At 68.2% G+C, this 16,080-nt stretch carries 12 protein-coding genes; 7 read left to right on the top strand and 5 right to left on the bottom strand.

What is annotated here, in order from left to right; all coding sequences use genetic code 11:
* Positions 1-17 precede the first annotated feature (17 nt).
* From ACFP3H_RS03685 to acs, 4 genes are all read right to left on the bottom strand, one after another.
* A complete protein-coding gene (locus ACFP3H_RS03685; RefSeq protein WP_378599477.1) occupies positions 18-1,004 on the bottom strand; it encodes an alpha/beta fold hydrolase in 987 nt (328 codons plus the stop codon).
* 55 nt (positions 1,005-1,059) lie between these two features.
* Entirely contained in the window at positions 1,060-1,587 is a 528-nt protein-coding gene (locus tag ACFP3H_RS03680; protein ID WP_378599474.1) for a phage holin family protein, read from the bottom strand.
* Complete coding sequence (nhaA, locus tag ACFP3H_RS03675; protein WP_378599471.1) at positions 1,584-2,813, bottom strand: Na+/H+ antiporter NhaA; 1,230 nt, start codon at positions 2,811-2,813, stop codon at positions 1,584-1,586. The genes ACFP3H_RS03680 and nhaA overlap by 4 nt, the downstream gene beginning before the upstream one ends.
* Positions 2,814-2,964: 151 nt before the next feature.
* A complete protein-coding gene (acs, locus tag ACFP3H_RS03670) occupies positions 2,965-4,923 on the bottom strand; it encodes an acetate--CoA ligase (RefSeq protein WP_378599468.1) in 1,959 nt (652 codons plus the stop codon).
* A 386-nt stretch (positions 4,924-5,309) separates the two neighbouring features.
* Here acs and ACFP3H_RS03665 point away from each other — a divergent pair, with 386 nt between their 5' ends.
* The 5 genes from ACFP3H_RS03665 (at position 5,310) to ACFP3H_RS03645 (ending at position 11,800) form a co-directional block, all read left to right on the top strand.
* Positions 5,310-6,911 carry a peptide ABC transporter substrate-binding protein gene (locus ACFP3H_RS03665; protein ID WP_378599465.1) on the top strand — a complete coding sequence of 534 codons (1,602 nt, stop codon included), beginning with the start codon at positions 5,310-5,312 and terminating at the stop codon, positions 6,909-6,911.
* Between the two features lie 63 nt (positions 6,912-6,974).
* Positions 6,975-7,901, top strand: a complete 927-nt coding sequence (locus ACFP3H_RS03660; RefSeq protein WP_378599462.1) for an ABC transporter permease — start codon at positions 6,975-6,977, stop codon at positions 7,899-7,901.
* Entirely contained in the window at positions 7,894-8,823 is a 930-nt protein-coding gene (locus tag ACFP3H_RS03655; protein ID WP_378599458.1) for an ABC transporter permease, read from the top strand. Before ACFP3H_RS03660 ends, ACFP3H_RS03655 begins: the two co-directional genes overlap by 8 nt.
* Positions 8,820-10,487 carry an ABC transporter ATP-binding protein gene (locus tag ACFP3H_RS03650; protein ID WP_378599455.1) on the top strand — a complete coding sequence of 556 codons (1,668 nt, stop codon included), beginning with the start codon at positions 8,820-8,822 and terminating at the stop codon, positions 10,485-10,487. The genes ACFP3H_RS03655 and ACFP3H_RS03650 overlap by 4 nt, the downstream gene beginning before the upstream one ends.
* A 569-nt stretch (positions 10,488-11,056) precedes the next feature.
* Positions 11,057-11,800: a Fic family protein gene (locus ACFP3H_RS03645; protein WP_378599452.1), complete on the top strand. Its 744-nt coding sequence runs from the start codon at positions 11,057-11,059 to the stop codon at positions 11,798-11,800.
* A 424-nt stretch (positions 11,801-12,224) separates the two neighbouring features.
* Here ACFP3H_RS03645 and ACFP3H_RS03640 read toward each other — a convergent pair whose 3' ends face one another.
* On the bottom strand, positions 12,225-13,139 hold the full coding sequence (locus ACFP3H_RS03640; protein ID WP_378599449.1) for an HAD-IB family hydrolase: 915 nt from the start codon (positions 13,137-13,139) through the stop codon (positions 12,225-12,227).
* Positions 13,140-13,433: 294 nt separating this feature from the next.
* Here ACFP3H_RS03640 and ssd point away from each other — a divergent pair, with 294 nt between their 5' ends.
* Together ssd and ACFP3H_RS03630 are read left to right on the top strand one after the other, a co-directional pair.
* Positions 13,434-14,771: a septum site-determining protein Ssd gene (ssd, locus tag ACFP3H_RS03635; protein ID WP_378599446.1), complete on the top strand. Its 1,338-nt coding sequence runs from the start codon at positions 13,434-13,436 to the stop codon at positions 14,769-14,771.
* A gap of 103 nt (positions 14,772-14,874) precedes the next feature.
* A complete protein-coding gene (locus tag ACFP3H_RS03630) occupies positions 14,875-16,056 on the top strand; it encodes a TadA family conjugal transfer-associated ATPase (protein WP_378599443.1) in 1,182 nt (393 codons plus the stop codon).
* Positions 16,057-16,080: the final 24 nt, after the last annotated feature.

The raw sequence follows: 16,080 nt of genomic DNA, 5'->3' as shown, positions 1-16,080 counted from the left end.
CGAACGGTTCTCGACGCCTACGGCGAGACCAGATCGTCGTGGGGTGACCCGCTGATGCCGTTCTGTTCGCGCCAGCGGGTCGTGAGTACCTCGTTGACCCGGCTCGGGTTCTCCTGGTGCGCGTAATGGCCCGCGCGGGGGATGGTGACCAGGGTTCGGTTCGGTGACCACGTCTCGCCGCGCTGGAAGGTCGCGTCGAGCAGGTACCGGTCCTGCTCGCCCCGCAGCATCAGCACGGGGATGTCGATGGGGGTGCGCATGGTCGCCATGAAGCGTTTGCCGTCGGGCCGCCACTGGCTGCGAAACGCCCACCGCTGGTATTCCAGGGCGCTGTGGGCGGCCCCGGGAATCCGGATCGCGGTGCGCATCCGCGACGCCGTCTCCACGAATTCCGCACCGCCGGACCAGGATTCACCGACCCGCTCATCGAGCAGGCGCTCCACCTCGGCCCCGCCGCGTCGCGTCAGCAGGTTCTCCGGGTAGCGCGGCAGCTGGTAGCGCAGGAACTCCGGCAGCCAGGCCGCGCGCTGCGCGGGGTCGCGCAGCACCGCGCTCTTCAGCGCGGCCGGATGCGGCGAACTCACCAGCGCGATCGAACGAACCAGGCGCGGATGCAGCACCGCGGTGGCCCAGCAGACCAGCCCGCCCTCGGCATGGCCGACGAGGGTGGCCTCGGTGTGCCCGAGCGCGCGGATCAGGCCGGCGATGTCACCGGCGAGGGTCCACCCGTCGTAGCCGCGCGGCGGTTTGTCGGTATCGCCGTAGCCGCGCAGATCCACGGCCACGGTGCGATACCCGTGATCGCCGAGGGCGGTCAGCTGATGGCGCCACGACCACCAGAAGTCGGCGAAGCCGTGCAGCAGCAGCACCAGGGGCGCCTCGGCGCGTTCCGGGCCGTCGGCTTCGACGACATGGAAACGGATTCCGTTGGCGTGCACGTCCCGGTGGGTCCACGGTCCGTCGAAGCGGACGCTGGAGGGATCCGGGAATGAATTGGACGACACGCCGATCGAGCCTAGTGGGCGGGTCGGGCTGTCGCGACCGGGCCCGCCCGGCGCGTCATCGTTTGCTCGACTTCTCCAGCGAGGCGGCACCCGAGCCTCGCGATCCGATGGCCGAGGGCGCGTCGGTTCCGTCGCGATGGGCGAAGGCGGCGGGCAGCACTTCGGCCGACTGCTTGAGCGAGTCGATGGTCTTCTCCGGCGCGCGCACCTTGCGCACCTTGAGCCAACCGAGCAACGCCAGCACCACCGTCGCGACGACCATCAGCAAGAACACGATCAGGAACGCGGCCCACCGCCACAGCCAGGTGTCGAGCAGTTCGGCGACGAAGAAGAAAAAGAAGAACGAGCTGAACAGCAGCACCACCAGCGCGAGGATGAAGAAGACGCTGCCGGTGAGCCCCTTCTTGATCTCGCCGGTGACCTCGGCCTTGGCCAGTGCGACCTCGGCGCGCACCAGGGTCGACATCTGCTCGGTGGCATCGCGCACGAGGCTGCCGATGCTCGCCGATCCGGGCGGATTGGCGTCGGTCAACGGGATCGAAGTGACCGTCCGACCGTCATTTCCGCCTTGGGTGTAACTCACTTCGTCGACCCTTCTCCCTGTGGTAACTGGTCTGCATCGCGGCGCGCCTGGTGCACACGTCCTCGGCGCAACAGTAGCGCCGATCCGATCAGCGATGCTGCCATCGACGTCATCAGCACGGCGGCCTTGGCGAGTTCGATGGCGTCGGTGCCGACCTCGGCGAGCGCGAGTTCCGCCACGAGCAGGCTAACGGTGAATCCGATCGCGCCGAGGACCGACAGGGCGAACATGTCGCGATTTTCCAGTCCGGCCGGTCTTTTCGCCCAGCCGAGCCTGATCATGACCCAGCTGACGCCGAAGATTCCGATGGTCTTGCCGAGCAGCAGTCCGCCGATGATCGCGAGGGCGAGTCGGTCGGTGAACAACGATCCGAACACGGCGCCGTCGAGCGGCACGCCGGAGGCGAACAGCGCGAAGATCGGCACGCAGAATCCGGCCGAGATCGGTTGCACCACATGCTCGAGGTGGGTGGCGGGCGCGGTGTGTTCGCCGGGGTCCTTGCGAACCCGGGTGAGCAGGCCGAGCGCCACCCCGGCCAGCGTCGGGTGGATTCCGGCCTCGTGCAGCGCGTACCAGCACACCAGCGCGACCGGGAGGTAGAACAGCGGGGTGTGCAGGCGCAGCTTCTGGGCAAGCGCCCAGGCCGCGCAGCAGGCGAGCGCGGCGGCCAGCCACAGCATCGACAGCGAGGCGGTGAACAGCACCGCGATGAGCACGATCGCGAGCAGATCGTCGACCACGGCCAGGCTGAGCAGGAACACCCGCGCGCTGGTCGGAATCCGGGAGCCGGTGAGCGCGAGCACGGCCAGCGCGAAGGCGATATCGGTGGCGACCGGGATGGCCCACCCGCGATCCATCCCCGGCACGCCGTGGCCGATCGCCAGCGCGATGACCGCCGGGGTGATGACACCGCCCACGGCGGCGACGATGGGCAGCGCGGCCCGTTTCGGATCGGCCAGCTCGCCGACCGCGAACTCGCGTTTGAGTTCGAGTCCGGCGACGAAGAAGAAGATCGCCAGCAGCCCGTCCTTGGACCAGTCGGCCAGGGTGAGGTCCAAGTGCAGCGGCGCGATCGCGAGGTGGGTGTCGATCAGCGTCTGATAACTCGCGCCCCACGGCGAGTTCACCCAGATCAGGGCCACGGCCGCGGCGACGAGCAGCAGCGCACCGCCGACTGTCTCGGTGCGTAGGTATCGGGAGAGCTCGGAGCGGACGCGCGTGATCAAGGGCAAGCCTTTCGGCAGAGGTCGACACAGCTGCGGGCGCTCATCTCAGCGGATGCGCAACCCGCATGCCGACCAGACTTCCCGGCACACCTCTGCCCGCGATCCTAACGGACCCGGTCGACGACAGCGGGCGTCGTCGACCGGGCACGCCTCAGTCGCTGCCGGCGCGAATCGCCTCGAAGACGCCCGGATCGACCAGCGTGGAGGTGTCGCCGAGTTCGCGTCCCTCGGCCACGTCGCGCAGCAAGCGCCGCATGATCTTGCCGCTGCGGGTCTTGGGCAGTTCCGGCACGATGTGGATCTCGCGGGGCCGGGCGATCGGGCTGATCTCCTTGGACACCTCCGCCTTCAGCGCACCCACCAGCTCCGGTCCGGCCGAGCCCGCCGCCTCACCGGTGAGGATCACGAACGCGACGATCCCCTGCCCGGTGGTGGCGTCGGTGGCCCCGACCACCGCGGCCTCCGCGACGGCCGGATGCCCGACCAACGCGGATTCGACCTCGGCGGTGGAGATCCGGTGCCCGGAGATGTTCATGACGTCGTCGACGCGCCCGAGCACCCACAGGTCGCCGTCGGCGTCGAGTTTGGCGCCGTCACCGGCGAAGTACCACCCCTGCTCGGCGTAGCGCTCCCAGTAGGTGCTGCGGTAGCGGTCCATATCGCCCCAGATGCCCCGCAGCATCGACGGCCAGGGCTTGTCGAGGACGAGGTACCCGTTGGCCTCGGTCTCGCCCAGCTGGACCGCCTTGCCCTCGTCGTCGACGACCTTGGCCGAGATGCCGGGCAGCGGACCCATCGCGGCGCCGGGCTTGGCCGCGGTGACGCCGGGCAGCGGCGAGATCATGATGGCACCGGTCTCGGTCTGCCACCAGGTGTCCACGATCGGAATGTCGTTGCGGCCGAACACGTCCCGGTACCAGCGCCAGGCTTCGGGGTTGATCGGCTCACCGACCGAGCCCAGCAGGCGCAGGGTGCTCAGATCGTGTGCGTCGGGGATCTCGCGCCCCCACTTCATGAACGTGCGGATCAGCGTCGGCGCCGTGTAATAGATGGTGACGCCGTACTTTTCGATGATCTCGAAGTGGCGGTGTTCGGTGGGGGAGTTGGGCGTGCCCTCGTAGACGACCTGGGTGGCGCGGTTGGCCAACGGCCCGTAGACGATGTAGCTGTGCCCGGTCACCCAGCCGATGTCGGCGGTGCACCAGTAAACATCCTGTCCGGCTTGATGATCGAAGACGTTGTGGTGGGTGTAGGCGGCCTGGGTGAGGTAGCCGCCGGTGGTGTGCAGGATGCCCTTGGGCTTACCGGTGGTGCCGGAGGTGTAGAGGATGAACAGCGGGTGCTCGGCGGGGAAGGGCCGCGCCTCGTGTTCGGGGGAGGCGGCGGCCACGGTCTCGTGCCACCACACGTCGCGCCCGTCGGTCCACGGCACCTCGGTCCCGACCCGGCGCACCACCAGCACGTGCTCCACCGAGGACGGCACGTCGCCCTTGGCCGCGAGCGCCTCGTCGACGGCCTCCTTGAGCGGTGCCGGTTTGCCGCGGCGCCACTGGCCGTCGGTGGTGATGATCAGCCGGGCCTGCGCGTCGTCGACCCGCTGGCGCAGGGCGCTGGGCGAGAAGCCCGCGAACACCACCGAGTGCGTGAGCCCGAGCCGCGCGCACGCGAGCATCGCCACGATCGCCTCGGGCACCATCGGCATGTAGATCGCCACGCGGTCGCCTGCCGCCAGGCCGAGTTCGGTCAGGTAGTTGGCCGCGCGCGACACCTCGTCGAGCAGTTCGCGGTAGGTGATGGCGCGCGAGTCGCCGGGCTCGCCCTCCCAGTGGATGGCGATCTGGTCGCCGTGGCCGTCGAGGACGTGGCGGTCGACACAGTTGTAGGACACGTTGAGCTCGCCGTCGCCGAACCAGCGCGCGACCGGGGCGTTCGACCAGTCCAGCACCTCGGTGAAGGGGGTGTGCCAGTGCAGTCGACGGGCCTGTTCGGCCCAGAATCCGTCGCGATCGGTGTCGCCACGGTCGTACAGGGCGGCGTCGGCATTGGCGGCGGCGGCGAACGCGGCACTCGGCGGGTACGAGTCCTGATGTCCGGCAGCGGTTTCGGTCATGTCGATTCAGCCTCACGTGTGGCGGTGCGGTCGGTTCGGGTGTCGGGTCGCGGCCCGGCACGCTCGAGCGTAGCCAACGGACCAGCCCCTGGGTGACCGATATCTCAACGATGATTCTCGGTGGTCAACGGGGGTAGTTCATCCGATGACTTCGGCCACAGCGGCGGCCGTCACGGGCTATCGTTTTTCATTGACCGACCGGCCGAAGGTCCCGATATTTGTTCATATTTTTCTGCTGGACGCGAGGGGTCCGGCAAATTTTCCTGCGTTTCCACCGAGTAACCGTATCGATACATGTGAAGTGCAAGCTGCTCGGATTGATGCGAAATCGTGCCGGAGCCGCTAATCTCCGATCGTTAGCCACGGAATTGAACCGGGAGTAAGCGTTGAGATTCATCAGAGCGACCGCGCTGGTCGCGGCGGGATTGGCGGCCACAAGCCTCGGTCTCACCGCGTGCTCGTCGTCCGACGACAGTGCCGATTCGAGCATTGTCACCACCAATGCGGGTGAGCCGCAGAATCCGTTGGTGCCGAGCAACACCAACGAGAACATGGGTGGACGCGTCGTCGACCGTTTGTTCGCCGGGCTGAAGTACTACGACGCCAATGGTGAAGCCCATGACGAGATGGCCGAGAAGATCGAGACGGCCGATCGCAAGTCGTACAAGATCACCCTCAAGCCGGACTGGAAGTTCACCGACGGCACCACCGTGACCGCGAAGTCGTTCGTCGACGCGTGGAACTACGGCGCCGCCGCGGAGAACGCGCAGCTGCAGAGCTACGTGTACAGCCCCATCGCCGGATTCGACGAAGTGAGCGCCGAGAAGGCGACCGTCAAGACCATGTCGGGTCTGAAGGTCGTCGACGACCGCACCTTCACCATCGACCTGAAAGAGCCCTCGATCGATTTCGAGAACGCTCTGGGTTACGCCCCGTTCTACCCGCTGCCCGAGGCCGCGTTCAAGGATATGCAGGCGTTCGGTGAGAACCCGATCGGCAACGGCCCCTACGCATTCGAAACGTGGGAGCACAATGTCAAGATCGATCTGAAGGTCAACCCGGATTACCCCGGTGGCCGTCCGGCCAAGAACAAGGGCATCCGGTTCGTGATGTACCAGTCCTACGACACCGCCTACGCGGATCTGCAGGCCGGCAACCTCGACTCCCTCGACACCATTCCCGACAGCGCGCTCACCACCTACAAGAGCGACCTGGGCGATCGAGCGATCACCAAGCCGACCGCGCAGAACCAGCACATCGGCATCCAGACCACCGTGCCGCATTTCGCCGGTGAGGAAGGCGTGCTGCGTCGCAAGGCCATCTCGATGGCGATCAACCGCCCGCAGATCGCGGACAAGATCTTCAACGGTCTGCGTACCCCCGCGCGCGATTTCACCGCCTCGACCCTGCCCGGCTTCGAAGCCAACCTGCCGGGTTCGGAAGCGCTGGATTACAACCCTGACCAGGCCAAGAAGCTGTGGGAGCAGGCCAACGCCATCGCTCCGTGGTCGGGCAAGTACGCCATCACCTACAACTCCGACGGCGGCCACCAGGCCTGGATCGAAGCGGTGGCCAACAGCGTGAAGAACACCCTGGGTATCGACGCCGTCGCCACCCCGATGCCGACGTTCAAGAACATCCGCGACGCGGTCAACGACAAGACCATCGGCACGGCCTTCCGCTACGGCTGGCAGGGCGACTACCCGACGATGATGCAGTTCCTCGGATCGCAGTACTACAGCTACTCCGAGACCAACAACGTCAGCTACAACAACCCCGAGGTCGACCGCCTCTTCGACGCCGCGCTGGCCGCACCGTCGAACGCGGAGTCCTACAAGCTGATCGCGCAAGCACAGACGATCATGCTCGCCGAAATGGTCGACATCCCGGTGTTCGACTATGTCGCCGCCGCGGGTATCTCCGACAAGGTCACCAAGGCCGAGCTCGGCTGGAACGGCCTGTTCGACTTCGAGAACATCGAGAAGTAGAACTCGACTGCGGGGCCGAGTCACTCGAAAGTGGCTCGGCCCCCGTCGTTTTCGGAGGAAATGATGGCTTGGTACATTTTACGGCGTCTGCTGCAGATGATCCCGGTATTCCTGGGCGCGACGCTACTCATCTACGCGATGGTATTCCTGATTCCGGGTGACCCGATCAAGGCGCTGGCGGGCGAGAAACAGCTCACCCCCGCGGCCGAGGCGGTCCTGCGGGCTCGATACCACCTCGATCAACCCTTCATCGTGCAGTACCTGCATTACCTGAAGGGCATCGTCACGTTGGATTTCGGCACCTCGTTCTCGGGGCGCCCGGTCCGTGACGAACTCGAGCGTGCCTTCCCGATCACGATCAAACTCGCGTTTCTCGCGGTGTTGATCGAGGGCTTCTTCGGCATCGTGTTCGGTCTGATCGCCGGTCTGCGCAAGGGCAAACTGTTCGATTCGACCATGTTGATCGCGAGCTTGGTGATCATCGCGCTGCCGGTGTTCGTCGTCGGTTACCTCGCTCAGTTCCTGCTCGGGGTGAAGTGGGGTATCGCTCCTGTCACCGTAACGGGTAAAGCGAGTATCGGCGAGTTGATCGTACCGGCCTTCGTGCTCGGTTCGCTGTCTTTCGCCTATGTGCTGCGGCTGACCCGAAACTCGGTGGCGGAGAACAAGTCCGCCGATTTCGTTCGCACCGCCACGGCGAAGGGCCTCGGCCGTCGTCGAGTGGTGAGCGTGCACATTCTGCGCAATTCGATGATCCCGGTCGTCACCTTCCTCGGCGCCGATTTCGGGTCGCTGATGGCGGGCGCGATCGTCACCGAGGGCATCTTCAACATCCCCGGCGTCGGCGGAACCATGTACCAGGCCATCATCCGCGGTGAGCCGCCGACGGTGGTGTCGTTCGTGACGGTGCTGGTGGTGCTGTTTCTGCTCACCAACCTGCTGATCGACCTGCTCTACGCCGCGCTGGACCCGAGGATTCGTTATGCATGACAACCAACAGCATTTCGTAGCCCCCGCCGACGAGGTGGAGGTGCTGGCCACCGACCGCGTGGTCGATGCGGGCTCGCCCACCAGCATCTGGGGCGACGCCTGGCGACGGCTGCGCCGCAACCCGGTGTTCCTGGTCTCGGTGGTGCTGATCGCGTTCGTCATGCTCGTGGTCGTGTGGCCCTCGCTGTTCACCAGCCAGGACCCGCGCCAGTGCCTCGGCGAGTTCGGCATGGACGGCCCGCGCGCGGGTCACCCGTTCGGTTTCGACAAGCAGGGCTGTGACGTCTTCGCGCGCACCATCTACGGCGCGCGCGCCTCGGTGACCGTCGGCATCGGCTCGGCCATCCTGTTCCTGCTGGTCGGCGGCGTGCTCGGCGCGATCTCCGGCTTCTACGGCGGCCTGCTCGACACGATCGTCTCGCGTATCGCCGAGATCTTCTACGCCATCCCGATGGTGCTGGCCGCGATCGTGCTGCTGCAGCTGCTGCGGCCTGCGGGGATCACGACGGTGATCGCGATCCTGGTCGCCTTCACCTGGCCACAGGCCGCGCGCATCACGCGCGGCGCGGTGATCGAAGCCAAGAACAGCGAATACGTCACCGCCGCCAAGGCATTGGGTGTGTCGCGCTTCGGCACGCTGATGCGGCACGTGCTGCCGAACTCGGCGAGTCCGCTGATCGTGGTCGCCACGATCTGGCTCGGCGTCTTCATCGTCACCGAGGCGACGCTGTCCTACCTCGGCGTCGGGCTGCCGCCGGACATCGTGGCGTGGGGCGCCGATATCGACCGCGCCAAGAACGAGATCCGAACCTCGCCGATCCTGTTCTACCCGGCCGGTGCGCTGGCGATCACCGTGCTGAGCTTCATCATGCTCGGTGACGCGGTGCGCGACGCGCTGGACCCGAAGGAGCGCACCCGATGAAGCCGCTGCTCGAAATCCGTGACCTGGACGTGAGTTTCACCTCCGACGGCAAGCAGGTGCCCGCCGTGCGCGGGGTCAACCTGACCGTCTACCCGGGCCAGACCGTCGCCATCGTCGGCGAGTCCGGCTCGGGCAAGTCGACGACCGCGCACGCGATCATCGACCTGCTGCCCGGCACCGGCAAGGTGACCGGCGGATCCATCACCTTCGACGGCAAGGACCTCACCAAGGCCACCGCGAAGGAGATCGTGGCGGTGCGCGGCAACGGCATCGGTCTCGTTCCCCAGGACCCGATGTCGAACCTCAACCCGGTGTGGAAGATCGGCTTCCAGATCCGGGAAACCCTGGTGGCCAACGGCGTCGCCAAGGGCGAGGAGGCGCGCAAGCGCTCGATCGAGCTGCTCGCCGAGGCGGGCATGGCCGATGCCGAACGCCGGGTCAACCAGTACCCGCACGAGTTCTCCGGCGGTATGCGCCAGCGCGCGCTCATCGCGATCGGGCTGTCGTGCCGACCGAAGCTGCTGATCGCCGACGAGCCCACCTCGGCTCTCGACGTGACCGTGCAGCGCCAGATCCTCGGCCATCTCGACAAGCTCACCACCGAGCTCGGCACCGCGGTGCTGCTGATCACCCACGACCTGGGCCTGGCCGCCGAACGCGCCGAGCACCTGGTCGTGATGTATCGCGGCAAGGTGGTGGAATCCGGTCCGGCACTGCAGATCCTGCGGGATCCGCAGCACGCCTACACCAAGAAGCTGGTGAACTCGGCACCGTCGCTGGCGGCGTCGCGGATGTCGTCCTCGCGTCAGCGGGCCGAGGTTCGGGAGCGGGCCGTCGAGACCGCGGAGAAGGTCGCCGAGGAGCTGCCGGACACGGTGCTCGATGTGCGAAACCTGTCCAAGTCGTTCAAGATTCGCGGCAAGCGGCCGTGGCAGTCGGCCGATTTCGTCGCCGTCGACGACGTGAGTTTCTCGGTCTGTCGCGGCACCACCACCGCGATCGTCGGCGAGTCGGGCTCCGGCAAGTCGACGGTGGCGCAGATGGTGCTCGGCCTGCTCGAACCCACCTCGGGCACCGTCGATTTCGACGGCAGCGACGTGGCGAAGCTGGATCGCAAGGGCGCCTTCGCGTTCCGGCGTCGGGTGCAGCCGATCTTCCAGAACCCCTACGGTTCGCTCGATCCGATGTACTCGATCTTCCGCACGATCGAGGAACCGCTGCGGGTCCACAAGATCGGCACGCCCAAGGAACGCGACGCGGTCGTGCGCGACCTGCTCGACAAGGTGTCACTGCCGTCCACGGTCCTGCAGCGCTACCCCAACGAGCTGTCCGGCGGGCAGCGTCAGCGCGTGGCGATCGCCCGCGCGCTGGCTCTCTCGCCGGAGATGGTGGTGTGCGACGAGGCCGTCTCGGCGCTGGACGTGCTGGTCCAGGCCCAGATCCTCACCCTGCTCAACGACCTGCAGGCCGAACTCGGCCTGACGTATCTGTTCATCACCCACGACCTGGCCGTGGTCCGGCAGATCGCGGACAACGTGCTGGTGATGCGACAGGGCAAGGTGGTGGAGGCCGCGACGACCGACGAGGTGTTCGCGTCGCCGCGCGAGGAGTACACGCGGGCGCTGCTCGAGGCGATTCCGGGTCGGGAGTTGCTCGCGGGGTAGGGGCGTTCTGACCGGCGTAATCGCGCGTTCGCCTCGTCTCGATAGGCGGAGCAAGGTGCGCGATTACGCCGGTTTCGTCTCGTCGGCCCGGTCGGCCCCTGTCTGCTTCGTCGGTCGCCAGGCGCGACGGCCGCGTGCCCGACCGCACGGGCCGCCCGCGCCCGGTCAACGTCTCGCGCATCGCTGGTGATGCTGTGCGAGTCAGCATCCCCAGCGAGCGCGTCAGCGTCGTGCCGCGCGTACCGCCGTCAGCGTTTCGCGCGTCAGGCGGCCGTGCGCCGACGACCGCGCGAGCTTCCGTCCGAAGATGCGCGATTTCGCGGTGAAAGCGCAGCTCATCGGCGTAATATCGGCTCGTCCGAAGTGGTGGTGGGTCGCAGAGGTTGGAGACGCCGATGGATCGACTCGATGCGGAACGACACGCGGAACTCGAAGCGCGCCGACGCCGCGCGCGAACGCCGGCGGCCAAACGCCTCGCCGAGGTGCCGTGGCCGGACCGCAGCTGGCCGCCCCGGCTCGGAATGCATGTGTTCGTGGGGCCCGCACTCACTGCCCGGTAACCTCATGCCGTGACTGATCCGCTCCAGCCCCTGGTCGACCTGCCCGGCGTGCGCGAGGCCGCCGACAAGGCGCGCGACGCGCTCGCGGCCGTGCACCGGCACAAGTCGAACCGGCGCGGCTGGGCGACCACCGCCGCCGAAGCCGCCGTCCGCGCCGCCCGCTCGTCGGCGGCGATCGAGGGCGCGAGCACCGATCTGCCCGCCGACGGCCAGGTCAGCGACCCGGTGCTGGCCGGTGCGCTGCGGGTGGGCCAAGCCCTCGACGGCGACGCGCTCACCAACCTCGTCGGCACCTGGCGGCGCGCACCCCTGCAGGCCCTGGCCCGATTGCACCTGCTCGCCGCCGCCGACCTGGTCGCCGACGATCAGGAACTCGGCCGTCCCCGCGCCACCCCCGGCGTCGCCGAACGGCTCGACCTGCTCGCCCAAACTGTCCAGACCAGCAAGGCGCCCGCCCCCGTGATCGCGGCGATCGTGCACGGCGAGCTGCTCTCGTTGCGCCCGTTCGGCACGGCCGACGGCGTTGTCGCGCGGGGCGCCTCGCGGTTGGTCGCGGTGGCCAGCGGGTTGGATCCGCGCAGCCTCGGCGTGCCGGAGGTGTTCTGGTTGCGTCGGCGTCAGGCCTACCTCGACGCGGCCGCCGGATTCGGAATGGGCACGGTCGAGGGTGTGGGCGGCTGGGTGCTGTTCTGCTCGGGTGCGCTGGAAGACGGCGCCCGCGAAGCGAACTCCATCGCCGACTCTGTGTCGTAGGCGGCTAGTGCCGCTGGTGTGCACATCGAAACGGGCGGCGTTGTCGATTGCTCGACCTCACCGCCCGCTAGCACGGAACACCTGGTTACCAAGCGTGCTGGATGGGTTGTGTTCGGTGGCCTCGGCGACCATCCCAACCTCGCCGGTTCATCCCCGCAACCTGTGCGAGGCGTTCGCCGACGTCGGCTCGGATTTCGCAGGCCCACAACTCTTTCGGCCTCGTCGCGGCGTGCTCCGCGTGGGTGCCTGGCGTCCGTGCTGGGAAGGGTGGGATGGGAGGCGAAACCTTCTCTTCCGGCTCCGTCTTGGCCTTCCGTCCTTCCGTGTCTCCATTCTTACACTGTGACGGCACTCACATCAAGGGTTTCCCGGGCATTACCGAATCTCGGGGAAATCGGCGTGTCACTCGGTGTTTCGTGCTGGGTCAGCCGCGTTTGCGCAACAGTCGGTAGCTGATCGCGCCCGCGATGATCGCGCTCAGTCCGACGGCCGCGGTGGCGGCGACCGTGGTGGTCGACGGCGCCCCGAAGCGCGACCACAGCGACACCGGATTCGAGAACGCGAGCACCGGCCAACCGCGCGCGGCGGCCTCCTTGCGCAACGCGCGGTCCGGGTTCACCGCGGTCGGATGGCCCACGGCGGCCAGCATCGGCACATCGGTCACCGAATCGGAATACGCGTAGCACTTGGACAGGTCGTAACCCTCTGCGGCGGCCAACTTCTCGATCGCCGAGACCTTGCCCTCGCCGTAGCAGTAGAACTCGATATCACCGGTGTACTTGCCGTCGCGCACCACCATCCGGGTCGCCTCGGTGTGTGAGGCCCCGAGCACCTCGGCGATCGGACTCACGATCTCCTCGCCGGAGGCCGAGACGATCACCACATCGTGGCCGCGGATCTTGTGATCGGCGATCAGGTCGGCGGCCTCGGCGTAGATCAGCGGGTCGACCAGATCGTGCAGTGTCTCGGCCACAATGGATTTCACCTGCGCCACGTCCCAGCCGGCGCACATGTTCGCCAGGTTTGCCCGCATCTTTTCCATCTGGTCGTGATCGGCCCCGGAAAGCAGGAACAAAAAGTGCGCGTAGCTGCTCTCCAGGACGGCCCTGCGGTTGAGCAGACCCTGCGCGTAGAAGGGTTTGCTGAACACGAACGCGCTCGACTTCGCGATCACCGTTTTGTCGAGATCGAAGAACGCCGCGACTCGTCCGCCCGGCGCCGGGGCGCGGCCGACGGAGCCGAGTCTTGAGTCCGCAGGCGAGGTCTGGTCGCGTTCTGACGTCACGCCAACAGAATAGGCACCTACCGAGCGCGCCGCAGGAACAGCCGCCCGGACCATGGAAAAGGGTTTGCCGCGCGGACGCCGGAGCACGTGAATCGCCGAAGAATGTCGGCTAACGCTACTTGCGCCCGCGGCGGGGGGTGGGTGTAGTATTGCTGGCACCTGGACTTGTTCCAGGCGCGTTCAGCCCGACCCCCCGGGGCTGAACCCGACGGCCCCAGCCTCCTCCCCCCCGGCTGGGGCCGTCCTCTATTTCCGGGACGATCGAAAAAGTTCTCCACACCCCCGAGTTATCCACAATCGCCGTTCTCGCGCTGTTGACAACCCCATCGCTCGGCAACGCTGAGACCCATGAACCTCAGCCCCGTCGCACTCCCACCGCACGCGCCCGCCCTGGTGCTCGTCCGAGACGAACGCTTACGTGCCGAGGTGCGCCGAGTGGCCGCGGCCGCCGAACGCGTCACCCACGAGCGGGTGATGCCCGTCGGCAGGCACGCGTGGTCCGGGGCCGGGATGGTCATCCTCGATACCGCCGCCGCCCTCGCGGCCGCCGCGGCGGGTTGTCCGCGGCGGGCCGGGATCGTGCTGGTCACCGAGGGTGAACCCGCCGTCGCCGACTGGCAAGCCGCCACCGCGGTCGGGGCCGAGCGGGTCGTCGCCCTGCCGGTCGAGGCCGTCGCGCTGGTCGAACAGTTCGCCGAGCACGCCGAATCGCGAACCGGGGAGGGGGTCGTGATCGCGGTGGTCGGGGCGGGCGGGGGAGCGGGCGCGTCCACGCTCGCGGCCGCCACCGCGCTGCGCGGAGCCGCACGGCGGGTTCGGCGCGACACCGTGTTGATCGACGGCGCTCCGCTCGACGGCGGTATCGATCTGGTGTTGGGGATGGAGAACGTCCCCGGGCTGCGATGGCCAGACCTGGTGATTCAGGACGGGCGGGTGTCGGCCGCCGCGCTGCACAATGCGCTGCCCGCCGGTGCGCCCGGATTGGCGGTGTTGTCTTGTGGGCGAGCGCTTTCCGGGGGAGGGGCGGCTGAGTTCTCCGGTCGTGGAGGTTCTGCGCTCGGGGCTACTGACGCGAATCAGGTTGGTGTATCGGATAATTCGGCGATACGACCGGGTCGCGCGAGTCGTGGGTCTCCGGGGCATTCGCAAGCAGCCCTGGACCGAGGTGCCGGCGACGCGATGAGCCAGGTCGGTGGGAGGGCCGGCTTCGAGCGCGCCGAGTCTGATTCTCCGGCTGCGCGAAGCAGGGCGGTGGGTGCGGCTGCCGAACTCTCGCCCGCCGCTGTGCGCGCGGTGATCGAATCGGGCCGCACCGCAGGCGATCTCGTGGTGTGCGATGTCTCCTCGGAGCGCGGTCCCGCCGCTGACGCCATGCTCGACGCCGCCGACCTGGTCGTGCTCATCGTCCCGGCACGGCTGCGCTCGATCGCCGCGGCCGAGGTCGTCTCCGCCTACCTCGGCGAACGAAACCCCAATCGCGGCTTGATAGTTCGCGGTCCGGCCCCCGGCGGACTTCGCGGCGCCGAGGTGGCCGAACTCCTCGGCCTTCCGCTCCTGGCAGCGGTTCGCGGCCAAGCCGGCCTCGCGTCCCGCCTCGAACGCGGTGGCCTGAACGTCCGCCGGCGAGGCCCCCTCCGCGATGCCGCCGACGCCGTCCTCGCGATGGTCGGAGCTGATTCCGCGTGAATGTTCCCGTCCGCCGCGGTCGCCCCGCGTGCTCTCGCCGCCGCTTCCCCGAACGCATCGACTCGCGCCGTGCCGTCCCCGCGCTGGAAGGAAAGGGCACCCCATGACCACCTTCGTGACCGTCGACCTCCTCGAGCGGGTGCGAGAACGGCTGGCCGAGCATCCCGGTGTGCCCGATGCCGCACAGCTCGCCGCGGCGATCCGGGCCGAAGCGGGTGGGGTGCTCGCCGATACCGATCTGCTGCGGGCGCTGCGCCTGCTACAGACCGAGATGACCGGCGCCGGACTGCTCGAGCCGCTGCTGCACGATCCACGGGTCGCCGATGTGCTGGTCACGGACCCGAATTCGGTGTGGGTCGATCGTGGCCACGGCCTAGAACTGACCGATGTGCGCTTCGCCGACGAAGCCGCGGTCCGCCGCCTCGCCCAGCGCCTGGCGTTGGCGGCGGGCCGACGACTCGACGATGCCCAACCCTGGGTCGACGGCAAACTCGCCGGCACCGAAGCCACCCTCGGCGACGCCTTCGGTGTGCGCCTGCACGCGGTCCTCGCGCCGGTCGCCCACGACGGCACCTGCCTGTCCCTGCGCATCCTGCGCCCCGCCACCCAGGGATTGGACGCGCTCACCGCCGCCGGCTCGATCACCCCGGAGGCCCGCCGCCTACTCGCCGACATCGTCCGCGCCCGCCTCGCCTTCCTCGTCGTCGGCGGCACTGGCGCGGGAAAGACCACGCTGCTGTCGGCGTTGCTCGCCGCGGTCGACCCGGCCGAACGCATCATCTGCGTCGAGGACGCCGCCGAGCTGGCACCCGTCCACCCGCATGTCGTCCGCCTCGTCGCCCGCACCGCGAACGTCGAAGGCGTCGGCGCCGTCACCGTCCGCGACCTGGTCCGCCAGGCCCTGCGTATGCGCCCCGACCGCATCGTCGTCGGTGAGGTCCGCGGCGCCGAAGTGGTGGACCTGCTCACCGCCCTCAACACCGGCCACGACGGCGGCGCGGGCACCGTGCACGCCAACTCTCCCCAGGAAGTCCCCGCCCGCCTGGAAGCCCTCGCCGCCCTCGGCGGCATGGACCGCGCCGCCCTGCACAGCCAGTTGGCCGCCGCCGTCCAGGTGGTCCTGCACGTCCACCGCCGCGCCGACGGCACCCGAGCCCTCCGCGAAATAGGCGTCCTCCACCGCGACCCCACCGGCGTCCACATCACCCCCGCCTGGCGCTCCGACCCCCAACCCACCCCCGCCGCCCCCGACCTCGCCCACCTCCTGAAAGCCCGCCTCACATGAACGAACCCCCGCCTTCCCCCCGCA

Source organism: Nocardia lasii, assembly GCF_042658545.1.
In the GTDB taxonomy this organism is placed as follows: Bacteria; Actinomycetota; Actinomycetes; order Mycobacteriales; family Mycobacteriaceae; genus Nocardia; species Nocardia lasii.
The sequence above is the reverse complement of the archived record's forward strand: the minus strand, read 5'-3'. Positions and strand labels throughout refer to the sequence as shown.